Origin of the sequence: Streptomyces sp. NBC_00328 (assembly GCF_036139655.1) — a bacterium.
In the GTDB taxonomy this organism is placed as follows: domain Bacteria; phylum Actinomycetota; class Actinomycetes; order Streptomycetales; family Streptomycetaceae; genus Streptomyces.
The window spans coordinates 5,334,857-5,358,526 of the sequence record NZ_CP108013.1; the positions used below are offsets into that span (position 1 = coordinate 5,334,857).

At 71.0% G+C, this 23,670-nt stretch carries 22 protein-coding genes; 17 read left to right on the forward strand and 5 right to left on the reverse strand.

Annotated elements, in window-relative coordinates:
- From dnaJ to OG485_RS23410, 4 genes are all read left to right on the forward strand, one after another.
- A complete protein-coding gene (gene dnaJ, locus OG485_RS23395) occupies window positions 1-1,188 on the forward strand; it encodes a molecular chaperone DnaJ (protein ID WP_328670534.1) in 1,188 nt (395 codons plus the stop codon).
- A gap of 7 nt (window positions 1,189-1,195) precedes the next feature.
- Entirely contained in the window at window positions 1,196-1,648 is a 453-nt protein-coding gene (locus OG485_RS23400; protein WP_328670535.1) for a heat shock protein transcriptional repressor HspR, read from the forward strand.
- Between the two features lie 712 nt (window positions 1,649-2,360).
- Complete coding sequence (locus tag OG485_RS23405) at window positions 2,361-3,443, forward strand: sugar ABC transporter substrate-binding protein (protein ID WP_328670536.1); 1,083 nt, start codon at window positions 2,361-2,363, stop codon at window positions 3,441-3,443.
- A 686-nt stretch (window positions 3,444-4,129) separates the two neighbouring features.
- Window positions 4,130-5,194, forward strand: a complete 1,065-nt coding sequence (locus OG485_RS23410; RefSeq protein ID WP_328670537.1) for a helix-turn-helix transcriptional regulator — start codon at window positions 4,130-4,132, stop codon at window positions 5,192-5,194.
- A 65-nt stretch (window positions 5,195-5,259) separates the two neighbouring features.
- Here OG485_RS23410 and OG485_RS23415 read toward each other — a convergent pair whose 3' ends face one another.
- Window positions 5,260-6,252: a helix-turn-helix transcriptional regulator gene (locus OG485_RS23415; protein ID WP_328670538.1), complete on the reverse strand. Its 993-nt coding sequence runs from the start codon at window positions 6,250-6,252 to the stop codon at window positions 5,260-5,262.
- 266 nt (window positions 6,253-6,518) lie between these two features.
- On the opposite strand from OG485_RS23415, the gene OG485_RS23420 reads away from it, so the two are divergent.
- Window positions 6,519-6,731, forward strand: a complete 213-nt coding sequence (locus OG485_RS23420; RefSeq protein ID WP_328670539.1) for a hypothetical protein — start codon at window positions 6,519-6,521, stop codon at window positions 6,729-6,731.
- Window positions 6,728-7,063, forward strand: coding sequence for a hypothetical protein (locus OG485_RS23425; protein ID WP_326786561.1), 336 nt, complete (start codon window positions 6,728-6,730; stop codon window positions 7,061-7,063). Before OG485_RS23420 ends, OG485_RS23425 begins: the two co-directional genes overlap by 4 nt.
- Before the next feature lie 161 nt (window positions 7,064-7,224).
- On the opposite strand, the gene OG485_RS23430 is transcribed toward OG485_RS23425, so the two are convergent.
- Complete coding sequence (locus OG485_RS23430; protein ID WP_328670540.1) at window positions 7,225-7,638, reverse strand: pyridoxamine 5'-phosphate oxidase family protein; 414 nt, start codon at window positions 7,636-7,638, stop codon at window positions 7,225-7,227.
- Between the two features lie 130 nt (window positions 7,639-7,768).
- Between OG485_RS23430 and clpB the strand changes: the two genes are divergently transcribed.
- Together clpB and OG485_RS23440 are read left to right on the forward strand one after the other, a co-directional pair.
- Complete coding sequence (gene clpB / locus OG485_RS23435; protein WP_328670541.1) at window positions 7,769-10,381, forward strand: ATP-dependent chaperone ClpB; 2,613 nt, start codon at window positions 7,769-7,771, stop codon at window positions 10,379-10,381.
- A gap of 184 nt (window positions 10,382-10,565) precedes the next feature.
- The gene (locus tag OG485_RS23440; RefSeq protein ID WP_328670542.1) at window positions 10,566-11,108 is read left to right on the forward strand and encodes a YbjN domain-containing protein; all 543 of its coding nucleotides are present in this window, start codon (window positions 10,566-10,568) and stop codon (window positions 11,106-11,108) included.
- 69 nt (window positions 11,109-11,177) lie between these two features.
- On the opposite strand, the gene OG485_RS23445 is transcribed toward OG485_RS23440, so the two are convergent.
- Window positions 11,178-12,377, reverse strand: a complete 1,200-nt coding sequence (locus OG485_RS23445) for a hypothetical protein (protein ID WP_328670543.1) — start codon at window positions 12,375-12,377, stop codon at window positions 11,178-11,180.
- A gap of 530 nt (window positions 12,378-12,907) precedes the next feature.
- Here OG485_RS23445 and OG485_RS23450 point away from each other — a divergent pair.
- The 3 genes from OG485_RS23450 to OG485_RS23460 all read left to right on the forward strand — a co-directional run bounded on the left by OG485_RS23450 (window position 12,908) and on the right by OG485_RS23460 (window position 14,944).
- Window positions 12,908-13,780 (forward strand): hypothetical protein, encoded by an 873-nt coding sequence (locus OG485_RS23450; protein WP_328670544.1) that lies wholly within the window; start codon window positions 12,908-12,910, stop codon window positions 13,778-13,780.
- A gap of 83 nt (window positions 13,781-13,863) precedes the next feature.
- Complete coding sequence (locus tag OG485_RS23455; RefSeq protein WP_328670545.1) at window positions 13,864-14,520, forward strand: DUF433 domain-containing protein; 657 nt, start codon at window positions 13,864-13,866, stop codon at window positions 14,518-14,520.
- A complete protein-coding gene (locus OG485_RS23460) occupies window positions 14,510-14,944 on the forward strand; it encodes a toxin-antitoxin system, toxin component, PIN family protein (protein WP_328670546.1) in 435 nt (144 codons plus the stop codon). Before OG485_RS23455 ends, OG485_RS23460 begins: the two co-directional genes overlap by 11 nt.
- 116 nt (window positions 14,945-15,060) lie before the next feature.
- Here the strand turns inward: OG485_RS23460 and OG485_RS23465 are convergent, their stop codons facing one another.
- Window positions 15,061-15,450, reverse strand: coding sequence for a hypothetical protein (locus OG485_RS23465; RefSeq protein WP_328670547.1), 390 nt, complete (start codon window positions 15,448-15,450; stop codon window positions 15,061-15,063).
- A 71-nt stretch (window positions 15,451-15,521) separates the two neighbouring features.
- Window positions 15,522-16,730 carry a pyridoxal phosphate-dependent aminotransferase gene (locus tag OG485_RS23470; protein WP_328670548.1) on the reverse strand — a complete coding sequence of 403 codons (1,209 nt, stop codon included), beginning with the start codon at window positions 16,728-16,730 and terminating at the stop codon, window positions 15,522-15,524.
- Between the two features lie 240 nt (window positions 16,731-16,970).
- On the opposite strand from OG485_RS23470, the gene OG485_RS23475 reads away from it, so the two are divergent.
- The 6 genes from OG485_RS23475 to pyrE all read left to right on the forward strand — a co-directional run bounded on the left by OG485_RS23475 (window position 16,971) and on the right by pyrE (window position 23,518).
- Window positions 16,971-17,510 (forward strand): hypothetical protein, encoded by a 540-nt coding sequence (locus OG485_RS23475; RefSeq protein ID WP_328670549.1) that lies wholly within the window; start codon window positions 16,971-16,973, stop codon window positions 17,508-17,510.
- A gap of 888 nt (window positions 17,511-18,398) precedes the next feature.
- The gene (locus OG485_RS23480) at window positions 18,399-18,929 is read left to right on the forward strand and encodes a DUF2617 family protein (RefSeq protein WP_328670550.1); all 531 of its coding nucleotides are present in this window, start codon (window positions 18,399-18,401) and stop codon (window positions 18,927-18,929) included.
- Between the two features lie 318 nt (window positions 18,930-19,247).
- A complete protein-coding gene (locus OG485_RS23485; protein ID WP_328670551.1) occupies window positions 19,248-20,915 on the forward strand; it encodes a polyamine aminopropyltransferase in 1,668 nt (555 codons plus the stop codon).
- A gap of 66 nt (window positions 20,916-20,981) precedes the next feature.
- Window positions 20,982-22,109 carry a carbon monoxide dehydrogenase gene (locus OG485_RS23490; protein WP_328670552.1) on the forward strand — a complete coding sequence of 376 codons (1,128 nt, stop codon included), beginning with the start codon at window positions 20,982-20,984 and terminating at the stop codon, window positions 22,107-22,109.
- A gap of 56 nt (window positions 22,110-22,165) precedes the next feature.
- Window positions 22,166-22,960, forward strand: coding sequence for an aldose epimerase family protein (locus tag OG485_RS23495; protein ID WP_328670553.1), 795 nt, complete (start codon window positions 22,166-22,168; stop codon window positions 22,958-22,960).
- 9 nt (window positions 22,961-22,969) lie between these two features.
- Window positions 22,970-23,518, forward strand: coding sequence for an orotate phosphoribosyltransferase (gene pyrE / locus OG485_RS23500; protein ID WP_328670554.1), 549 nt, complete (start codon window positions 22,970-22,972; stop codon window positions 23,516-23,518).
- The last annotated feature ends 152 nt before the right edge of the window (window positions 23,519-23,670 follow it).

The window sequence follows — 23,670 nt, forward strand, 5'->3', positions numbered from 1 at the left end:
ATGAGCACCAAGGACTTCATCGAGAAGGACTTCTACAAGGTCCTCGGCGTCCCCAAGGACGCCACCGAGGCCGAGATCAAGAAGGCGTACCGGAAGCTCGCCCGCGAGTTCCACCCGGACGCCAACAAGGGCAACGCCAAGGCCGAGGAGCGCTTCAAGGAGATCTCCGAGGCGAACGACGTGCTCGGCGATCCCAAGAAGCGCAAGGAGTACGACGAGGCACGCGCCCTCTTCGGCAGCGGTGGCTTCCGGCCGGGTCCCGGCGCGGGCGGCGGCAACTTCAACTTCGACCTGGGCGACCTCTTCGGAGGCGGTGCCCAGGGCCAGGGAGCGGGAGGAGCCGGCGGTTTCGGCGGCGGCATAGGTGACGTCTTCGGGGGCCTGTTCAACCGCGGCGGCCCCGCCACGGGCACGCGTACCCAGCCCAGGCGCGGCCAGGACATCGACACCGAGGTCACACTCTCCTTCACGGAGGCGGTGGACGGCGCGACCGTTCCGCTGCGCATGACTTCGCAGGCACCCTGCAAGGCCTGTTCGGGAACCGGCGACAAGAACGGCACACCGCGCGTGTGCCCGACCTGTGTCGGCACCGGCCAGGTGGCGCGGGGCTCGGGCGGCGGGTTCTCGCTCACGGACCCCTGCCCGGACTGCAAGGGCCGCGGCCTGATCGCGGAGCACCCCTGCATGGAGTGCGCCGGCAGCGGGCGGGCCAAGTCGTCCCGCACGATGCAGGTCCGCATCCCCGCGGGGGTCAGCGACAACCAGCGGATCCGGCTGCGGGGCAAGGGCGCGCCGGGCGAGCGGGGCGGCCCGGCCGGTGACCTGTACGTCACCGTCCACGTGGACGCCCATCCGGTCTTCGGCCGCAAGGAAGACAACCTCACCGTCACCGTGCCCGTCACCTTCGCGGAGGCGGCACTGGGCGGCGAGGTGAAGGTCCCGACGCTGGGCGGCCCCCCGGTGACCCTGAAGCTGCCGCCGGGCACGCCCAACGGACGGACCATGCGTGCCCGGGGCAGGGGCGCGGTCCGCAAGGACGGCACACGGGGCGACCTCCTGGTCACCGTCGAGGTGGCGGTCCCCCAGGACCTGTCCGACAAGGCTCGTGACGCGCTCGAGGCGTATCGCGAGGCGACCGTGGGTGAGGATCCGCGGGCGGAGCTGTTCCAGGCCGCGAAGGGAGCATGACGGAGCCATGGACACGACCGGTCGTCGACGCAACCCCTATGAACTGACCGAGGAGACCCCGGTCTACGTCATCTCGGTGGCGGCCCAGCTCTCCGGACTGCACCCGCAGACCCTGCGTCAGTACGACCGGCTCGGTCTGGTCTCTCCCGACCGCACGGCCGGCCGGGGCCGCCGTTACTCGGCCCGCGACATCGAGCTGCTGCGCACCGTCCAGCAGTTGTCGCAGGACGAGGGCATCAACCTCGCCGGCATCAAGCGCATCATCGAGCTGGAGAACCAGGTGGCCGCGCTCCAGTCCCGTGTCGCGGAGCTGGAGTCGGCCCTCGACGGCGCCGCGGCCGCCATGCAGCAGCGCGAGGCCGCCGTGCACGCCTCCTACCGGCGTGACCTGGTCCCGTACCAGGAGGTCCAGCAGACGAGCGCGCTGGTGGTGTGGCGTCCCAAGCGGGCGGCCGACTAGAACCCGGTCGCCCGGGCGGTACCGGACGAACCCGAAGGGCCCGGAGGTCATCGACCTCCGGGCCCTTTCGCACGCCCCGCGCACCCCGCGCTTTCCGGCCGGAGCGGTGAGGTTGACCGTTTTTGACCGAGTGGCTGAAACATTTCCCCGAGGTCTGTTTTGCGTATGTCGTCCGCATAAGCCCGAAGGCGGGGGTTCAGACAGTCCCTTTCGACGGGCGCGAGCGGGCGACGATAAGAGGTGTTCGCGGTGAAATGCCGCCAATGACGCGACGGTGTGCGCTTGGTCACTATGAGGGCGCCCGAGCCGGCCGCGCCGAGTGGCCCGCTCGCGGGGGTGGGCGCGGGAGCCGAGGTGGGGGCGCCTCGCGTGGGAGTGCCCTTGTCCATGTGTTCCTTCGGGCCTGACCGATCGTCAACGGCGGTTAAAAACCGTCCGCGATCGCGACTCCTGTGAACGGACGTCGGATGTCCTTGTGAATGCCAGAAGGTGAAGCTGAGGGGATCGGTCGATGGATGGGCGTAGTCTTTTCCCGTCGCGTTCACTTGTGGAACACGAAACGCCGTTGCCATCTCGTTAAGTGGTTACTCCTTGACGCTGAGGTGATCGCCGCGTTGGCTTTCAGCCACCTGGGTCGCAATGCTGCAACCTCGCCCGGAAGGCACCTGATGTGAAGACTCGTAACACCGGCCTCCGCCGTACCGTCATAGCCGTGGCGTCATCCGCCACGGCCCTCACCCTCGCCGGATGCGGCGTGGTCGACTTCGGTGGGAGTGGCAGCTCGGCCAGCGCCACGAAGGGCGACGACATCACGGTCGGTCTGCTCCTTCCGGAGAAGGAGAACACCCGTTACGAGAAGTTCGACTACCCGATCATCCGGGAGCAGGTTCAGAAGCTCACCGAGAAGAAGGGTGACGTCCTCTACCTGAACGCGGAGCAGGACGCCGCCAAGCAGCTCCGCCAGATGCAGCAGATGATCGACGACAAGGTCGACGTCATCCTCGTGGACGCCGTGGACTCGGTGACGATCGCCAAGGGCGTGCGCAAGGCCAAGGAGGCCGGGATCCCGGTCATCGCCTACGACCGCCTGGCACAGGGTCCGATCGACGCGTACATCTCCTTCGACAACGAGCTGGTCGGCGAGACCCAGGGCAAGGCCCTGGTGGCCGCGCTGGGCTCCAACACCGCGTCGAAGAAGATCATCATGATGAACGGCTCGGTGACCGACCCGAACGCCGCGCAGTTCAAGAAGGGCGCCGAGTCCGAGCTCAAGGACAAGGTGATCGTCGCCAGCGAGTACGACACCAAGGACTGGAACCCGGTCAACGCCAAGGCCAACATGGAGAAGTCCATCCAGGCCGTGGGTCTGAGCAACATCGCCGGTGTCTACGCCGCCAACGACGGCATCGCGGGCGCGGTCATCGACGTCTTCAAGTCCGCGGGTGTCAGCAAGGTGCCGCCGGTCACCGGCCAGGACTCCGAGCTCGTCGCCGTGCAGCGGATCATCAAGGGCGACCAGTACATGAGCGTGTACAAGTCGTACCCGCAGGAGGCCAACGCCGCCGCCGAGATGGCCGTCGCCCGGGTCCAGGGACGGACGATCGAGTTCGACGCGCTCACCCGCGACAAGGTCAGCAGCCCCACCAACAAGGACGTCCCGTCCCAGCTCGTGCCCGTGGTGGCCCTCACCAAGGAGAACATCGAGAACACGGTCGTCCAGGACGGCATCTACGCCGTCGACAAGATCTGCACGACGCCCTACAAGGCGCTCTGCAGCTCGCTCGGCATCAAGTAGGCCGCTCCGCCCGGCCGTCTCGGCACCGAGACGGGCCGGCGAGCACGGTTCCGGCCCCGCTCGCGGGTGCGCGCCGACGGCGCGCACCCGCGAGCGGGGCCGTTCCTGTACCGCCCCGGCCCGGAAGGCCTCCCAGGAGGGCGCTGTACGGCCTCCCGCCGCTTCCGGAGCCCCGCACCGCCGCCCCGGCGCGCCCCGGCCCCCACGGCGCCCTCTGGGGCCGCACGCCCCCTCTCGGCATGATCGCCCCGTGCCTGCCGCCCGCGCCCACCGCCCCGTGCTTGCCGCGGGTGCCGTTCGAGCGGTCCGCGGGGTCGGTGGACTTTCGTCGCGGTGCCCGGTCCCGCGCAGCCTCCGGTTCCTTGAGGCCGAGCGCCGTCGGCGGCTGCGGCCGGGGCGGGTGCGCTCGTCGCAAGTCCCCCGGAGGAGAACGGAGTTGGGGATTCGGGCGGAGCGTCTCGGGGCGTGTGCCGGGGCGTGTCCGGGGGATCGGGCGGCGGCCCTTCAGCTTGTTGCAAGGGGCGCGGCGGAGGTCAGGATCTATGGGGACGAGCAGGGGCGAACGGACGCTCTCCGGCCGCACAGCCTTGTTGCGATGCCGGTCGCGTCCGCGCATAGTTGCGCTGCGGAGGACGCCCTGACGCGGGGCTCACGCCAGGGGTTGGAGCTGGAGCCAGGGGTGGGAGATGGCCGGGCACGGGACGGACAGGCATCCGCACGGCGCTGACCGGCTGTGCGATGCGGGCGACCGGGTGTACTCCCGGGCCGTGCGCCGGGGCCGGGTGCCCCGCGAGGACGCCGGGGCGGTGCCCTGCCTGCTGGAACTGGCGCTGCTGCACCCCGATCCGGACGACATGGACTGGCTGGTGCCGACCTCGCCCCAGGAGGTCATGACCCGGCTCCTGCGGGGCGTGTACGAGGAAGTCAGCGCGAGCCAGGCGCGGGTGGGCGACGCGGTGTCGGCCTTCGAGTGGTACGCGGGCCTCGGCGGCCGGGTGCGGGCGCCGGCCGAAGGGGTGGCGATCCGGGTCCTGGACGGGCTGCCGCGCATCCACGCCGCCATGGACAAGGCGACCGAGGAGTGCACCCGTGAGGTCCTGACGGTGCAGCCGGGCGGCATCCGGCGCGAGGACGAACTCGTCGAGGGGCTGCACCGGGCGCTGGAGATGCGCCGGCGCGGGGTGCGGATGCGTGATCTGTACACCCACGTGGCCCGGCACGGCCAAGGCCTCCTGAACTACATGGAGTTGATGGGCGAGGCCGCCGAGGCCCGTACCCTCGACGAGGTCGTGGAGCGGCTCATCCTGTTCGACCGCACGGTCGCCTTCATCCCCGCCAACTCGGACCGCACGATCGCGCTGGAGCTGCGCCACCCCGCGCTGGTGGACTACCTGGTGACGGTCTTCGAACGGCTGTGGCGCCTCGGGATCCCGCTGACCTCACCCATGCCCTCGACGGGCATCGAGGGCATCACCCACCGCGAGCGGTCCATCGCGGCGCTGCTGGCCGAGGGGCATCAGGACGCGGTCGTCGCGGAGCGGCTGGGCATCAGCGTGCGGACCTGCCGGGCGCACATCGCCCGGCTCTCGGAGACCCTGGGCGCGGCGAGCCGGACGCAGCTGGGCGTGCGGATCGCCCAGGCGGGTCTCGACGGGCCGCAGCGTTCCCCCGGATTCGAGCCGGTCCCCGTCGCGGAGGCCGCGTCGGGAGCGCCCGCCGTCCCCGACCGCGGATCCCCGGCCGGCCGCTGAGAACGGGTCCGGGCGAGGCATCCGGAGCCAGGCCGGGCGCGCAGGGCGATCTGGCGTCAGCGGGGTCACTCCCCTCCCTCGGGCTGGTCCAGGAGTCCCGACTGCGCTATCAGGAAGCCGAGTTGGGCCCGGCTCCCGCTGCCGAGGGCGGAGGCCAGCTTGGCGATGTGGGCGCGGCAGGTACGGACGTTCATGCCCAGGCGGCGGGCGATGGCCTCGTCCACGTGCCCCTCGATGAGCAGTTTGGCGATGGAGCGCTGGACGCCGGTGATGCCGTTGGGGCCGACATCGTTCGGGACGTCCTCGGTGAGCGGGACCGCCCGCTGCCAGAGCTGCTCGAAGACCTTGCTCAGGTACAGCACGAGTCCGGGGTGGCGGAGTTCGAGGGCGACCCGCCGGTCGTCGCTGGCCGGGATGAAGGCGACGGTCCGGTCGAAGATGATCAGCCGCTCGATGAGTTCCTCGAGCGTACGCACCTGGATCCGGCCGCCGGATATGCGCTCCACGTAGGCGAGCGTCCCCTGGCTGTGCCGCGCGGTGTGCTGGTACAGCGTGCGGATGCGCACGCCCCGGTCGGTGAGCGGCCTGTCGCGCTCCAGGGCCTGCATCAGGGCGTCGGCGGGCCGGCCGCCGCCCGGCTGGATCGTCAGCATCTCCGTCTGGCACTCGGCGGTGGCCGAATTGAGCGCCGCGTTGATCCGGTCGAATCCCTCCAGGACGGTGATCGCGTGGATACTCGCGGTGCTCTGTGTGCTGATCGCGATGAACGGATCGAAGGAGTCGGTCAGTTCGATGGCCAGCCGCCGGCGTTCCTGGATCTCCCGTTCCAGGGGCTGCAGGCGCTGGGCGAGTGCGACCGACGGCGGGACGGGACGCAGCCACTTCTCGTCGTCGGGGTCGGGATGAAGCAGCGCGAACTCCAAGAGGCAGGGGGCCGTTTCCACTTCGACCCGGGTGATGCGGCCGGAGTGCAACGCACTGGCGTAAAGGCGTGTTCCTTCGTCACACAACGTGGTGACAGCGTGGGGATGTGTCGGTTGTGAGTTGTTTGTGGGCAAATCTCCACCCCCCAGGGTCCTGAACGTGCAGGAACATGATGCATCGCTGCTGTGGCATTGACGTGCCTGAATGAGCCATCGTCTTGTGACGACGGGGGAGAAGATTCCATCAAGTGAGGACGAAGCCGACTATGCGAGCGAGATTGCTTGGTTCAGTGCTTGCCGCAGTCTTCTCTGTCGCTGTGGCGTCCGGCTCCCTGGGAGCCTCGGGTCTTGATGCCGGGGGTGCCCGGACCGGGGCCGGCCCGGACAGCGGTTGGGCCAGTGTGCAGGCGACTCCGCCGGACAGCGGCTGGACCTCCGCCGAGGCGGTCCCCGGGGACAGCGGCTGGACCGTCATCGAGGCCGGGGCGCTCCCGGGCGACAGCGGCTGGACCAGTGTGAAGGCGACCCCGGCGGACAGCGGCTGGAACGTTGCCGAGGCCTCGGTGCTGGGTGACAGCGGCTGGACGGTCATCTCCGCGAGCGCAGAAGCATGAGCATTCCGCCCGACGACCGCTCCTTCCGCCGAGAGATGGCCACCGCCTACCGGTCCGGCTGGCACTTCATCGACCTGGTCACCGCCATCCCGTACAGCGGGGACTCGCTGATGGTGACCGTCTTCGGAGAGCCCGTCGTCGTCACCCGCGACGACGACGAGGACGTACGGGCCTACCGGTGTCTGCGGCGGCCTCGGGGGGCGCCGCAGCCCGTCCGGTGCGCCATCCGGTATGGAATGATCTTCGTCAACCTCGATCAGCGTGACCACCAGCTCACCGGGCCGGACGTCCCGGACATCGAGACCATCGCAGCCACCCCCCGCAGTGCCTGACGCGATTCCCCCGTCGTAGTAGATCGCGCAGGTACTTCCCCCCGCAGCGGCGTCACCGTGACCTGAACACGGTGACGCCGCTGCAGTTTCCGGGGAAATCTCCGGGTTTCGGCCCGTCCTGGCCGGAGACGGCAGCGGCCGCGGGATGCCTGCCGGTGGTCTCATCCGCGGCCCATCGCCGCCGTGAGCTCGATCTCGATCGCCACCCGGGACGGGTTCGGCGCCGGCATGCGCTCGTAGCGCTCCGCGTAGCACCGAACCGCCTCCGCGACACGCGCCGGGTCCGTGGTGACCTGCGCCCGCCCCTCCAGCGTCGCCCAGCGCGCGCCGTCCACCTGGCAGACCGCCACCCGCGCCCCGTCCGGCCCGGCCGCCAGAACGTGGGCCACCTTCCTGCTCGACTTGTTCGTGATGACCCGAGCGAGACCGGCCTCGGGGTCGTATGTAACGCCGACGGGCACCACGTGCGGGCTGCCGTCGGGCCGGAGGGTGGTGAGCGTGCACAGGTGGCGCTCGCGCCAGAAGCTCAGGTAGGTGGCGTCGGGCTGCCGCGGGTCCACCGGATAGGAAGCCATGAGGCCTGAATCTACGCCTGGTGGGCGTCTCTTTTCCGGTCCTTGCAGCCTTGAGTGGAATAGACTCAACTTTGTGTACGCTGGATGAGTCAGGGAACCGTCAGGACGCCAGGAGGAGGAGAACGCGAACGTGGACGCCGAGCTGACCAACAGGAGCCGGGACGCGATCAACGCGGCCAGTAACCGGGCCGTGCGGGAGGGGCACCCGGACCTCACCCCCGCCCACCTGCTGCTCGCTCTGCTCGAGGGGCAGGACAACGAGAACATCATCGATCTGCTGGCGGCCGTGGACGCCGATCAGGCCGCGGTCCGCTCCGGCGCCGAGCGCGTGCTCACCGGTCTGCCCAGCGTGACCGGCTCCACCGTCGCGCCCCCGCAGCCGAACCGTGAGGCGCTCTCGGTCATCGCGGACGCCGCCGAGCGCGCCAAGGAGCTGGGCGACGAGTTCATCTCCACCGAGCACCTGCTCATCGGCATCGCCGCGAAGGGCGGAGTGGTCGCCGACGTACTCTCCCAGCAGGGCGCCAGTGCGAAGAAGCTGCTGGACGCGTTCCAGAGGACACGGGGAGGGCGCCGGGTGACGACCGCGGATCCCGAGGGCCAGTACAAGGCGCTCGAAAAGTTCGGCACGGACTTCACCGCCGCGGCGCGTGAGGGCAGGCTCGACCCCGTCATCGGCCGGGACCACGAGATCCGCCGGGTGGTGCAGGTCCTGTCCCGCCGTACGAAGAACAACCCCGTCCTCATCGGCGAGCCCGGCGTCGGCAAGACCGCCGTCGTCGAGGGGCTCGCCCAGCGGATCGTGAAGGGCGACGTCCCCGAGTCCCTGAAGAACAAGCGGCTCGTCTCGCTCGACCTGGGCGCGATGGTGGCCGGCGCGAAGTACCGGGGCGAGTTCGAGGAGCGCCTGAAGACCGTGCTCGCGGAGATCAAGGACTCCGACGGGCAGGTCATCACCTTCATCGACGAGCTGCACACCGTCGTGGGCGCCGGCGCGGGCGGTGACTCCGCGATGGACGCCGGCAACATGCTCAAGCCCATGCTCGCCCGCGGTGAGCTGCGCATGGTCGGCGCCACCACTCTCGACGAGTACCGCGAGCGGATCGAGAAGGACCCGGCGCTGGAGCGGCGCTTCCAGCAGGTGCTGGTCGCCGAGCCGACGGTCGAGGACACCATCGCCATCCTGCGCGGACTCAAGGGACGCTACGAGGCCCACCACAAGGTCCAGATCGCCGACAGCGCGCTGGTCGCCGCGGCCACCCTGTCCGACCGCTACATCACCTCCCGCTTCCTTCCCGACAAGGCCATCGACCTCGTCGACGAGGCGGCCTCACGGCTGCGCATGGAGATCGACTCCTCCCCGGTCGAGATCGACGAGCTCCAGCGGGTCGTCGACCGGCTGAAGATGGAGGAGCTCGCGATCGGCAAGGAGACGGACGCCGCCAGCAGGGAGCGCCTGGACAAGCTGCGCCGTGACCTCGCCGACAAGGAGGAGGAGCTGCGCGGTCTCAACGCCCGCTGGGAGAAGGAGAAGCAGTCCCTCAACCGTGTCGGTGAGCTGAAGGAGAAGCTCGACGAGCTGCGCGGCCAGGCCGAACGCGCGCAGCGGGACGGCGACTTCGACACCGCCTCCAAGCTGCTCTACGGCGAGATCCCCACCCTGGAGAGGGACTTGGAGGAAGCCTCGCAGGCCGAGGAGGAGGTCGCCAAGGACACCATGGTGAAGGACGAGGTCGGACCGGACGACATCGCCGACGTCGTCGGCGCCTGGACCGGCATCCCCGCCGGCCGCCTCCTGGAGGGCGAGACGCAGAAGCTGCTGCGCATGGAGGAGGAGCTGGGCCGCCGTCTGATCGGCCAGACCGAGGCCGTGGGGGCGGTGTCCGACGCCGTGCGCCGTACCCGCGCCGGGATCGCGGACCCGGACCGGCCCACCGGCTCCTTCCTCTTCCTCGGCCCGACCGGCGTCGGCAAGACCGAGCTCGCCAAGGCCCTCGCCGACTTCCTCTTCGACGACGAGCGGGCGATGATCCGCATCGACATGTCGGAGTACGGCGAGAAGCACAGCGTGGCCCGGCTGGTCGGAGCGCCGCCCGGGTACATCGGCTACGAGGAGGGCGGTCAGCTCACCGAGGCCGTGCGCCGCCGCCCGTACAGCGTGATCCTGCTCGACGAGGTGGAGAAGGCGCACCCCGAGGTCTTCGACATCCTGCTCCAGGTGCTGGACGACGGGCGGCTTACGGACGGTCAGGGGAGGACGGTCGACTTCCGCAACACCATCCTGATCCTCACCTCGAACCTGGGCAGCCAGTTCCTGGGCGGGCAGAGCCTCGCCGATCCGCTGTCCTCCGAGGAGGACAGGAAGGGGCAGGTTCTGGACGTCGTCCGCGCCTCCTTCAAGCCGGAGTTCCTGAACCGGCTGGACGACCTCGTCGTCTTCTCCGCACTCGACCAGCGGGAGCTGGAGCGCATCGCCCGGCTCCAGATCGACCGCCTGGCCAAGCGGCTCGCCGAGCGCCGGCTCACCCTGGAGGTCACCGACGCGGCGCTGGCCTGGCTCGCCGAGGAGGGCAACGACCCGGCGTACGGAGCGCGCCCGCTGCGGCGCCTCGTCCAGACCGCCATTGGCGACCGGCTGGCCAAGGAGATCCTGGCGGGCGAGGTCACGGACGGTGACACGGTCCGCGTGGACGCCTTCGGCGACGGCCTGATCGTGGGACCGGCCACGGGCAAGACGCTGTAGCCAGCTCCGGAACCCGGCAGGGAGGGCCTGCGGCACACGTGCCGTGGGCCCTCTTCCTTTGCCGGTCCGAGGCCCGTACATGACCGGATCTTGTCAGCCCCCGGCGGACAGGGCCCGTCAGAGGTTGCCACTCCCCGCCCCGCATGAGAGAGGATGGCAGCATCCGTACGAAGGGAAATACACGGTGAGCATCGACCCGTCCTCGATTCCGAATTTCGGGGGCCAGCCCGAGCCGCAGCCCGGCGGCCCCGCCGGCCCCGTGGTCCCGGATCAGGACCTCGTGAAGCAGCTCCTGGAGCAGATGGAGCTGAAGTACGTCGTCGACGACGAGGGTGACCTCGCGGCGCCGTGGGAGGAGTTCCGTACGTACTTCATGTTCCGCGGCGAGGGGGACCAGCAGGTCTTCTCGGTGCGGACGTTCTACGACCGGCCGCACCAGCTCGAGGAGAAGCCCGCGCTCCTCGAGTCGATCGACGACTGGAACCGTCGCACGCTGTGGCCCAAGGTCTACAGCCACACCCACGACGACGGCACCGTCCGCCTGATCGGCGAGGCGCAGATGCTGATCGGCACCGGCGTCAGCCTGGAGCACTTCGTGTCCTCCACGGTCAGCTGGGTGCGCGCCGCCATCGAGTTCGACAAATGGCTCGTCGAGCAGCTCGGCCTGGAGCAGGAGATCAACGAGACGGAGAAGCCCGAGGACGACGGCGAAGCCGAAGACGAGTAGGCCCGTCCTCGCAGCGGCGCTCCTCCCGCGCGCACCGGCCCCTGGGACAGGTCCCCTCCGGGACAGGTCCTAGAGCGGGGTGTGCGCGATGACGACCAGATACGCGCCGTAGGCGAACGAGAGCCCGGCCAGGGCGCCGACCACCAGGGTCGCGTGCCAGGGCCGGGCTCTCGCCGTTCGCACCAGGGCGCGGGCCAGCGGCAGCAGCAGCGGGAACGCCGGGATCAGGAACCGCGGCTTCGACTCGAAGAATCCCGAGCCGCCCACGGCGATGAGCAGCAGGATGCCGCTGTGGACGAGCAGCGGCAGGGGCGCCCGGTCCGCGATCAGCAGCGTGTACAGGAGCACGGCCGCGGCGACGATCACCATCGTCATGGGGAACACGAACCGGTCCCCGTGGAGCAGCAGGTGCTTGGCGAAACGGAGCGAGCCCTCGCCGAGGTCGAAGCACGAGCCCCACAGCCGCTGCACCTGGAAGTAGCCGCCGAGCCAGTCGCCCTCGCGGTGCCCCACCCACAGCACGTAGCCGGTCCAGCCGGCCGGCGCGAGCGCGGCGCCCGTCCACACCCTGTGGGAAACTTTTCCCCGGCTCCGCCAGATCTCCTGCGCCGCCGCCACGAGGACCGCCGCGGCCACCGCGAAGCCGTTCGGCCTGGCCAGCCCCGCGAGCGCGGCCAGCGAGCCGGCCCACAGCCAGCGCCCGTCGAGCACCGCGTACAGCGACCAGGCGGCGAACGCGGTCAGTACGGGCTCGGTGTACGCCATCGACAGCACCACCGAGTGCGGCAGCAGACCCCACAGCACCACCAGCGCCGTACCGACCGCCCGGCCGTGCAGCCGGGCTCCGATCGCGTACACCCCGCACGCGGCGGCGGCCGCAGCGGCCCAGGAGACCAGCAGCCCCGCCGAGCCCCCGGTCAGCGGTGTGAGCGCGGTGACGGCCCGGACGAGGGCGGGGTAGAGCGGGAAGAACGCGAGGTCGCTGTGCACGACCGTGGGACGGAAGTGGAGCGTCCTGCCGTATCCGTGCGCGGCGATCCCCAGATACCAGGCCGAGTCCCAGGACCGTGCGAGCAGGGCGACCGGGTGTCTTCCGGTGGCCCAGGCCGTCCCGGCGACCACGAGAAGGCCGGCCAGGCGCGCGGCGGCGAACAGCCCGAGCGCCGTGATCGCGGCGGTCGGCAGGCTGCGTGCGGCGCGGGACGGGCGGACGGCACGGTCGCCGGGCTCCTTGAGAGCGGGGCGAGCGAGGGTACTCGGGTGGGTCACACCCCGAACTGTGCGTTCCCCACGGGGCATTCGCGAGCGTTGCTCGTCCGTGCGGGTTCCGTCGCGCGGCCTCCGGCGCGCCGCCCGCGTGCGGGATGCGGACGATGCTAGGCGGCTCCGCCGCGGGGCGCCGACAGTACTGCACGGCCCGGCCGGAGGCATCTGCCGCGAGGCTGCTTTGGGATCTTTGCGGGGTTGCTCAGGGGCCGGCTTCACAGGCGAGTTGAAGGCCGGCCGCCACCGTTCCTGAGGCGGCCGGGCCCTGGCCGCCGTCCGTCTTCCGGGTTCACCGGGCCCTTGTCCGCGAGGGTCCGGCGGGCCGCTGACCTCCTGAAAGAACCGGGGGAAAGAACTACCCACCCGCCCACCCTCCCCGCCGGGAAGCCCGCGTCACTCGTCCGAGTGACCGGCTTGCAGGGGCGGGATGCGGACCGTTACGTTCGCCGCGACAACCGAAAAAAGTACGGCCCCCGGCCGGGACTGCAATCCCGAACGAGGGCCTGACCAACCAGGAAGAAAGCACCTTCCCGATGGCTGACCCGCAGTCTAACGCGCGCCTGCGCGCCGACGCCGGAGCCCCGACGTCCGGCGTGATTCACGTACGCACCCGCCTCACGGCCGACTTCACGGTGATCTCCAACGCCCTCGCCCAGCGACGCGGCAGCGCGGTCACGATCGGCGTCGCGGCGTACATCTCCTCACTGCCCGACGGCTCCCCCGTGAGCATCGCCGCCCTGTGCGAGCACTTCAGCGAGGGCGAGATCCTGATCTCGCGAGCACTGAGGGAGCTGGAGACGGCCGGGTATCTGGAGCGCCGCCGCGAGCGCCTGTCCACCGGGCAGATCCGTACCCGGACGTACTTCTACGACATCCCCTGCGGCAGTCCGGGGCCGGACGGGCCTCCCGAGCCGCCCCGGCCCCGGCAGCAGCCAGCCATTGAGGCGGCAGCGATCCCGCCCGCGTCCGCGGTCGTGCAGCCGCCCGTACAGGCCAAGGCCGAGACGCCGATCCCGCAGGCCGACGCCGACCCGCAGGCCGTCGCCGTACTCGCCGCTCTGCGCCGAGTCGACGCCCGCCTTGTCCTGTCCGCGCAGGAAGCCGCCCGCCTCGCCCCGGCCGTCACCCGGTGGCTCGCGGCAGGTCTCCTGCCCACGCAGATCACGGATCACCTCACCGCACGGCTCCCGGACTACTTCCTGACGCGCCCGGCCGGCATCCTCGCCTACCGGCTCAAGGAAACTCCCCTTCCTCTCCCCGCACCGGCCCGAAGCGCAGAACCTCCCGTACGTCCGGCGGTCGTGCCCATGCGGAACTGCGACGGCTGCGACCGGGGATTCCGCACGGCGGAACCCGGCCGTTGCCGGGACTGCCGATCCCGGGACCAACTCCGTGCGGCCGGCTGAGCCGATGACCGGGTGTGCGGTCCACGAAGGTGGGAGGCTTGACGGGGCACGATGCGAAACCCGCGGCCAAGAGGAGGTGGGGCATGGTCGACAGGTTCACGGACGGACTCCTGACGCCCGCAGAGACCGCCTCCTACCTTGAGATTCCGCAGTCGACTCTCACCTCGTGGCTGAAAGCCAAGGCCGCCGGAGCGCCTCTGGTCCACCAGGTCGAGCAGGTGCGGAAGGGACAGCCCTCGGTGCCGTTCATCGCGGTGGCCGAGGCGCACGTTCTTCGTTCCCTGCGTTCCCTGGGGCTCCGCATGAGTGAGATCAGGGAGGCGGCTGCCGCCGTACGGGACGCCTTCGACACCCCCTACGGCCTTGTGTCCAAGCGGATCGCCACGGATGGTGTGGACATCTTCATCGAGCACGGTTGGGGGGATCTCCGCAGAGCCCGCGACGGCCAAGTCCCCATCCAGGAAGTGGTCTCCGACTATCTCCGGTACCTCACCTGGGAACCGGGCGACGACTTCCCCTCCAGCCTGCGACTGAGGCAGTATCCGGATTTTGTCCCGGTAGTGATCGACCCGAGGTTCGGCCATGGTCTTCCCGTGGTGGCCGCCAACCGCGTCACGGTGCAGGCCATCACCGACCTGTGGGAGGCCGGGGAGGCCGTCGAAGACATCGCGTACGACTACGACATGACGCCTGAGCAGGTGGACGCACTCTGCCGGGCCGTGGTGCACCTTGCCGCCTGAGTTCTTCCTCGACCGGAATCTCGGTCGCCGGGTCGCGGAAGGGCTGAGAGTCTCCGGGTGGACGGTTCACCGCATCGGGGACTTCTTCCCGGACGACGGGCAGGACGTTCCCGACGAGGAGTGGATCACTCACGGTCTCGACCGGTCCTGGGTTCCGTTGTCGAAGGACGGGCGGATCAAGACCCGAGACCTGGAAATCCGGCCCGTCCTGGAGCGCGAGGCGGTGCTGTTCTATCTGGACAACCAGCAGCTTCGCAGCGGCGAGATGGTCGAGCGGCTCGTCGCACGCCGTGACACGATCACCGGGCCGTCGAGAAGGGCGGCCCGGCGGCATACGCGGTGCGACACGACCGTATCGAGCGGACCTGGCCCTGACGGGCGGGTGCCCCTCGGGGCAGCCCGCCCAAGGCCCGAGCTGCTTTGAAGGAGCTTCGGCTGCCTCGCTCAGCAAATGGATCACTGTTGCCGCAGAACCGTCCTCAGGTCGGCGATATCGGACCCGCCCCGCACCCGGGCGACCGCGAGGCCCGCGTCGGCGCGTCAGCGGAGCCAGGGGGCGAGTTCTTGAGCGAGCACCGCGTACGCGGGGTCTGTCGGAAGCCAGAGGAGTTTGTGCTGCGATCCGTCCTGCATGCGCAGGGTGAGGCGGTCGGCGGTTATCCCGCGACGGAGATGGGCGGAGGCGATGCCGGCCAACGGGATCACCTTGTTGGTCCGGTGCTCCGCCAGGATCTGCTCGGTGGCACCCGGGGCCACGTCGGCCTCCGGCAACGGTACGACGACCGTGGGCCCCTTACCGTTCGCCACGGTGGCGGTGAACCCGAGCCGTCGGCGGACCAAGGACGACGGGAGCAGCCAGAGCTCCCCATGGATCCAGTCGCCCCATCCGGTCGTGCAGCCCAGCGTCAGCAGTCGCGCCCGTCCGTCCATCGCGCCACCGTAGGCCGTGCGTCATCCACGCGCCACAGTGTGAGTCAGGCTCCCGGGGGCTGCTGCGGGCGTTATCCGGCCAGCGTCCTGAGCCGGGAAGCCGCCTCCTCCAGCACACCCGTCCGCTTGCAGAACGCGAACCGTACGAAGGGGGCGCCCTGCTCGCGGTGGTCGTAGAAGACGGCGTTCGGGATGGCCACGACCCCGGCGCGTTCGGGCAGGGCGCGGCAGAAGGCGAAGCCGTCCGTCTCGCCGAGCGGGCGGATGTCGGTGGTGATGAAGTACGTGCCCGCAGGCTGGAAGACCTTGAACCCCGCCTCCGTGAGCCCGGCCGCCAGCAGGTCCCGCTTGCGCAGCATGTCCGCGCGGAAGTCCTCGAAGTACGCGTCCGGCAGCGCGAGCGCCTCGGCGACGGCGTACTGGAACGGCCCCGACGCCACGTACGTCAGGAACTGCTTCGCCGACCGTACGGCGCTGACCAGGGCCGGCGGCGCGGTCACCCAGCCCACCTTCCAGCCGGTGAACGAGAAGGTCTTGCCCGCGCTGCCGATGGTGACCGTCCGCTCGCGCATGCCCGGCAGGGTCGCCAGTGGTACGTGCTCGGCGTCGTCGAAGACGAGGTGTTCGTAGACCTCGTCCGTCACCACGAGCAGATCCCGCTCGACGGCGATCCGCGCGATCTCCGTCAGCTCCGCGCGCGTGAGGACGGTGCCGGTCGGGTTGTGCGGGGTGTTGACCAGCAGCAGCCGGGTCCGCTCGGTGACCGCGTCGCGCAGCTCGTCGAGGTCGAGCCGGAAACGCCGGTGGCCGTCCCCGTCGGCCTCGTCGGGCCGCAGTGTCACGGGCACGCGCGTCCCGCCCGCCATGGCGATCGAGGCCGCGTACGAGTCGTAGTACGGCTCCAGGGCGATCACCTCGTCGCCGGGCTCCAGGAGCGCGAGCAGCGCGGCGGCGATGGCCTCGGTCGCGCCCGCCGTCACCAGGACCTCGGTGTCGGGGTCGTACGACAGGCCGTAGAGGCGCTTCTGGTGCGAGGCGATCGCGGTGCGCAGCTCGGGGACGCCCGGACCCGGCGGGTACTGGTTGCCGCGTCCGTCCCGCAGCGCGCGGACGGCCGCCTCCCGGATCTCCTCGGGGCCGTCCGTGTCCGGGAAACCCTGTCCGAGGTTGATCGAGCCGGTGCTCATCGCCAGGGCGGACATCTCGGCGAAGATCGTCGTCCCGAACTCGGCGAGCCGGCGGTTCAGAAAGGGGCGCGCGCTGGAGGTCATGCCGGCCATCCTGCGCCCAAGCTCCGGAGTTCCTCAACTTCGCGTCCTGAGTCACGAGGCCGGATGTCGGCGGCAGGGACTGGTGTCCGTGCTCGCCGTCGACAGGAGGGCTGTGAACACGCGCGTGCGGTGGGCGGGAGCTCGGGGCGGGATGCCGGGGTGCCTCCGGCCATGCCGTGGCCGTCTGCCATGCTGCGCGGGCAATCATGCGCAGACCGGCCGCGTATGGCCGGGGGAGACGGGACGGACATGACGGAATCCCAGGTGAGCGGGGCCCCGGCCCCGGAGGAGATCCGTTTCCGGCCCGGCATCTGGCAGCGTGTGCTGCCATTGCTCCCCCTGACCATGGCCCTGGGGTTCGACGCCTTCCTGCGGGTGGTCAGTACTGTCCCCAGGCCGGCGTTCGACGCGCGGTTCCATTCCCTGTGGACCGTGTTGGTGTTGATGCTGTTGGTGGCGAGTTCGTTCTTCGGGATCACGTTGACCCCGTCGGCCGCCCGGGTGCACGGCCTCCGCCGCCGCACCATCCCGTGGGCATCCGTGCAGAGTGTCCGCGTCGAGCAGGTCATGGGCGGCCGGGTCGTCGTGCTGTACGAGGCCGGCGGCCGCCGCACCCGGCTCCGGGCGCCGTTCACCGGATTCCTCCAACGGGACCGCGACTTCGAGGAGAAGTTCCACGTCATCGGCCAGTGGTGGCTGGCGCACCGCGGCACCGACTGGGTTCCCGTTCCACCTCCCGGAAGCGGCACGCCGACCCGGCGTCGGCGCTGCGGGTCTCCGCCCGTCTGATGCCCGAGGGCTGGGAGTGCTCCCGACGCGCAGGTCAGGGGCATCCCCACATTTACATGCTCTGGAGTTCCTCAACTCTGCTTTGCGCCGCGGGGCGTGGGGGCATCCCCCTGTCACGCAAGACCGGAACCGAGAAGTACGGCCCACGGGGGGCTGTTTCGGGGGAACGAAAGGAGGGTGACGCCATGATCATCGGCATCATCCTGGCGGTCGTCCTGCTCGTTGTGATCATGGGGGTCGTCGGCGGGAGCAGGAGTCGAGGGCGCCCTTCCAGGGGTGCGGCCGGGGTCAGGAGGGGACGGCGCTCCTCCCGGGGCTCCGGTGGCAGCGACGGCAGTTGGTGGGCCGGCGGCGCGGGCGGTGCCGCGTACTCCTGTTCGTCCGGCGATTCCTCGGGCGGTCAAGGGGGTCACTCCTGCGGGGGCGGCTCGTCGTGCGGAGGCTCGTCCTGCGGAGGCGGGTCCTCGTGCGGCGGCGGAGGCGGATGCGGCGGAGGCGGCTGACGGGGCGGCCGAGCCCCTGGCCGGAACCGCAACCGAGTACGAAGACGCCCGTCGGCCGGTGACTGCCGACGGGCGCGTTCGTGCGCCGGGCGCACGTCGTGGTTGAACAGTTGAGCTGTGGAGCCCTCGGGGGGATGGAAACCCCACGAAGTTGGGTAAAAACGCTGTGGCGGCACCACAGTTCATGATTCCCTCTAAACCACCAAAGCGGCCCTGGTGCATCACCAAGCAGCCCTGGGCCGACAGGCCTCGGAAGTCCATCGGATGGTCGTATCGGACGCGTCCGCCGGATGTCCTTCCGGCCGGGCCGGCCGGGCCGTTCCCCCGGTGCTGACCGGGTGCGCAGGAATCCCACCTCACCTTTGCGTGCTAGCGGAGCCGACCCATGCTCACGACCCTGAAAACCTCGTACACCGACACGCGCGCGGCCGATCTCGCCTGGGCTCTGGGCCGCGAACCGCTGCCGGCCCTTGCCACCCTCGATCTCGAACTCGCCGGGGCGAAACTCCAGTTGAGGCTTCTCGGCGCGTCCCACCAGGTCCTTCTGGAGGAGAAGCGGGGCAGTTGTTCGGAGACCGTCGCCTGTATCGCGGGCAGCAGCACGCCCTTGCCGCTCGGCGTCGCGAAGAGGTTCGACGACTGGGAGTACGAGTTCGCGGCCCGTGTCGAGGTCATGTCGCCCGGCTCCTTCGCGGGCCGCGCCCAGGAGTTGCTGGCCCTCGTCTCCGACCACCCCCAGGGTCTGGCCGGCGTCTTTCCCGGTAGCCCGCACGCGTTCACGGCGATGCTCGCCCAGCGTCATGAGGGCCAGGTCCACTGGCGTACGTGGCACGCGTACCCGCAGGACGGCCAGTTGGTGGCGACGCGTACACGAGTCGGCGTACGGACGGGAGCCCTCAGCGCGTCCGGCGTCTGACGGCGCGGCGCGCGCGAACGGACACGTGAAGGCGTCCGGCGCGGAGGCAGTGCAGGGCAGGGCAGGACAGTGCGGTGCGGTGCAGCGCGGGGCGGGCAGGCGTAGGGGGCGTGTCCGGCACTGACCCGGACTCCGGGAGCGGGAGCGGGCTCGGCGCAGAGCCGCGGCTCGGGAGCAGGGGCGGCTCGGCGGCGACCCGCGGTTAGGGGGCGGTGCGCCGGGAAGATGCCCAGGTCAACTCCGTACACCAGGAAGAGCAAGGGTTTCCACACGTGTGGGTGACGTGACGTAGTGGCGGCGTGACGTAGCGTTCACGGCGTGATCGAACCGCACGCGCCAGCCCCACCCGGCGCGCCGCCGCCCTGGGGCGTCCAGGGCCAGGCGCGGCTGCCCGTCCGGCCGGGCATCGGCAGGTTCCTCGTCCTGGCGGGAGTGTTCGTCTGCGCGGCCTGCGGACTCGTGTACGAGCTCGAACTGGTCGCCCTCGCCTCGTACTTGATCGGTGACTCGGTCACCCAGGCATCCGTCGTCCTGTCCGTCATGGTGTTCGCCATGGGCGTCGGTTCCCTCGCGGCGAAGCGGCTGCGCCCGTGCGCCGCGGCCGGGTTCGGCGCCATCGAGGCGGTGCTCGCCCTCATCGGCGGATGCAGTGCGATGGCCCTGTACGCGGTGTTCGCGTGGACGGGCGGATGGGGCGGCCTGTGGGCGGACGGGCCCCGCTGTCTGCTGGTGGTCTTCTCGCTCACCATCGGCCTGCTCATCGGCGCCGAGGTCCCGCTGCTCATGGAGCTGATACAACGCATCCGCCGCCAGGACCCCGGCGGCGCGGTCGCGGACCTGTTCGCGGCGGACTACGTGGGCGCCCTCTTCGGCGGCCTCGCCTTCCCGTTCCTGCTGCTGCCCCAGCTCGGCCAGCTGACGGGCGCGCTGCTGACCGGAGCGGTGAACGTGATCGCCGGCGGCGCCCTCGTCCTCGGGCTGTTCCGGAACGACCTGACCCGCCGGGCACGCTGGACCCTGATCGTCGCCAACGTCGTCGTGCTCGGCCTCCTCGCCTCCGCCGCGATGCTGGCCGGCGACTTCGAACGGGCCGCGCGGCAGGCCCTGTACGGGGCGGACGCCCGCGTCGCGCTCCGCACCGGCGTCCAGGAGGCCGTCCTCACCGGAGGCACCCACGGCCGTCCGCTCCGCTTCTTCCTCGACGGCCGGCTGCGCTTCAGCGGCCGCGACGAACGCCGCTACCACGAGGCGCTCGTCCACCCCGCGATGAACGGACCGCACGCGCGCGTGCTCATCCTCGGCGGCGGTGACGGCCTCGCCGCCCGCGAGGTGCTGCGCCATCCCGGTGTGCGCCGCGTCGACATCGTCGAACCCGACGCGGACGTGGTCCGGCTCGCACGCCACGACGCCGCGCTGTCCGCCCTCAACCGCCATGCGTACGACGACCCCCGGGTCCACGAGGTGACGGCGGACGCCTTCAGCCGGCTGCGCCACGCGCGGTCGACGTACGACGTCGTCATCTCGGACCTGCCCGACCCGTGCGTCACCGCCGTCACCAAGCTGTACTCGCAGGAGTTCTACGGCCTCGCGCGCCGCGTGCTCGCCCCCGGCGGACGTCTCGTGGTCCACGCGGGGCCGCTGTCCGGCCGGCACCGGGCCTTCTGGACGGTGGACGCGACGATCCGTGCGGCAGGCCTGTTCACCAGGCCCTACCGCGTCGGCGGCCGGGACTCCGGCTTCGCGGCCCGGCCCGGCCGCCACGCCGGTCGGGTCACGGGGCCGGGAGGCGCGGCGGGATCCGTGGGCGACTGGGGTTTCCTCCTCGCCTCCCGCACGCCCGCGCCCCTGCGGCTGGACTCCTCCTGTCCGCGGCTGCGCACCCTCACCCAGGCGGCCCTGACGGCGGACGCGCACGCCGCCTCCCGCAGCCGCCTCGACCCTTCGCTGCCGCCCTCCACGCTGGTGCATCCGCGGTACACCGACTGAGGGGAGGGCCGGGAATCCCGTGATACGCGGGTGCGGTCCGGTTCGTGCTGGGTAGGCTCGGCTGACATGGAGCATGAGGTGTTCGTTCCGTTTCCGGCCGGCCGGCTGCGAGAGGCGCTGGCCGATCCCGTCCGGGTCGCCCGCGCGGTCCCCGGTCTCCAGCAGGACGCGTCGGCCGTCGCCGACAGCGCGGCGGAGACGGACGGGGGCTCGCCGCCCGGCTCCGGGTCCGGGCAGGACGCCGCCGGCGGGTCCGCGGCTGCCGGGCGCGGGCGGGACGCGGGGGTCGCGCGGGTCGCCGGGCGGCTGAAGGTCCGCGTCGCCGGCCACACGATCACCTATCGCGGCGCGTTCCGTGTCAGCGCCCAGGCCGACGGCTCGTACGCCGTCGAGGGCGACGCCACGGAGGTGCGCGGCGCCGGTGCCGTGAAACTGGCGCTGACCCTGCGGCTCCTCCCCGCCGAGGGCGGGACCACCCTCGCGTTCGGCGGCACGGCCTCCGGCGACGGCCGCCTGGCGGAACTCCCGCACGACGCGGTGACGTCGACGGGCGCGCGCCTGCTGACCCGCTTCGGCGAAGCCCTGAGCACGGACCTCGCGTCACGGACCGGCTCCGAGCCGGGAACCGGAGCCGAGCCCGCACAGGGAGCCGCCGAGTCCGGCCACCGGGCCGAATCCGAAACCGGTCCGTCAGCCGGAAACGTGCCCGCGGCCGGATCAGAACGCGAACCTGCACCTGCACCTGAAGCCGAAGCCGAGCCGGAAGTCGAAGCCGAGCCGGAAGCCGGTCTCGGACCCGAAGCCGGTCCCGAAACCGAGACCGGTCTCGGACCCGAAACCGACGCCGAGGGCGAGGCGGTTCCCGGGTTCGAGGCGGACGTGACGTCCTCCCCGTTCGATTCGTCGGGCGAGGACGACGAGTTCGGCGGGAAGGACTTCGTGGCGGAGGCGGAGGCCGAGGCCAGGGAACCGGGGCGGGCGGACGCCATGGCCGAGGCGGCGCACGCGCGGCGGACGATGATCGGCCGCAGCGCGGAGGAGGTGGACCACGCTCCGCCGCGTGGCCGCTACGCCCCCGTCCCGCCGCCGGAGGCCACCGCCGCCCGCGACACCCTCCGCTGGGCGGCCCCCGCGGCGGCCCTGGCGCTCGCCTCGGCGATCGTCGTGACCCGGGCGCTGCGCAAGCGCCGTTGAGGGAGCGGTGAGGGCGGGAAACCACAGGGCACTCCCGCCCCAGTAGGGTCGACCCCGTGAGTAACGAAGACATCACGCTGACCGCGGGTGACGCGGAGGTGACCGTGTCGCCGGGCAACGGCGGCCGGATCGGCAGTCTGCGGGTCGGTGGCGTCGAACTGCTGCGGCAGGGCGCGAAGTTCGGGTGCTTCCCGATGGTCCCGTGGTGCGGACGGATCCGTGACGGCAGGTTCCTGGACGGCGCCGCCGTCCGGCAGATGCCGCTCAACTCCCCGCCGCACGCCATCCACGGCACCGCCCGCGACGGTGCCTGGAGGACGGCCCGCGTCGCCGCGGACGACGCCGTGATCACGTACGACCTGGTCGAGCCCTGGCCGCACCCCGCCCGTGTCACCCAGGCGTTCACCCTCACCGAGGACACCCTGACGATCACCATGGCGGTGGAGACGTACGGGGAGTCGTTTCCGGCCCAGATCGGCTGGCACCCCTGGTTCAACAGGAACCTGGGAGACGGCGGCGAGGACGTCCGCGTCGACTTCCGGCCCGCCTGGCAGGAGGAGCGGGGCGACGACCACCTGCCCACCGGCCGCCGCGTCGACCCGAAGCCCGGCCCCTGGGACGACTGCTTCGGCATGCCGGAGGGCGTCGACGTCACGCTCACCTGGCCGGGGCGGCTGGAGCTGAAGGTCGCGAGCCGTGAGCAGTGGGCCGTCGTCTACGACGAGCAGGAGGCCGCCGTGTGCGTGGAACCGCAGACGGGTCCGCCGAACGGGCTCAACACCCACCCCAGGCTGGTCACACCCATCGAACCCCTCGAAGCCGTCACGACCTGGAGCTGGCGGCGGCTCTAAGCTGGCGTCATGAGTGACGTACGCGGCGCGCTGCTGCAGCAGATCAAGGACAAGGCCGTCGTGCACGGCAAGGTGACCCTCTCCTCGGGTCTTGAAGCCGACTACTACGTGGACCTGCGCCGGATCACGCTGGACGGCGAGGCCGCCCCGCTCGTCGGGCAGGTCCTCCTCGACCTCACCGCCGGCCTGGACTTCGACGCGGTCGGAGGACTGACCATGGGCGCCGACCCGGTCGCCGGGGCGATGCTGCACGCCGCCGCCGCGAACGGGCGCAGGCTCGACGCCTTCGTCGTCCGCAAGGCGGCCAAGGCGCACGGCCTGCAGCGCCGTGTCGAGGGTCCCGAGATCAAGGGCCGGCGTGTCCTCGTGGTCGAGGACACCTCGACCACGGGCGGCTCCCCGCTGGAGGCCGTCCAGGCCGTCCGGGAGGCCGGGGCCGAGGTCGTCGGCGTCGCCACGATCGTCGACCGCGCGACCGGTGCCGCCGAGAAGATCGAGGCCGGCGCCGGTGTTCCGTACCTCTTCGCCTTCTCCAAGGGCGAGTTGGGGCTCGACTGACGAAGCTCCCGCGGGGCCCCGCCGACGGCAGGGTCCCGCATGTCGGATGGGGGTCTGGAGCATCCGGCGATGTCTGGAAAGATGGGGCCGACGATGACGTCGCCCCCCTAGGTCAGGGCCATAAGCACCAGTCCCGTCGTACCGCAGCAGCA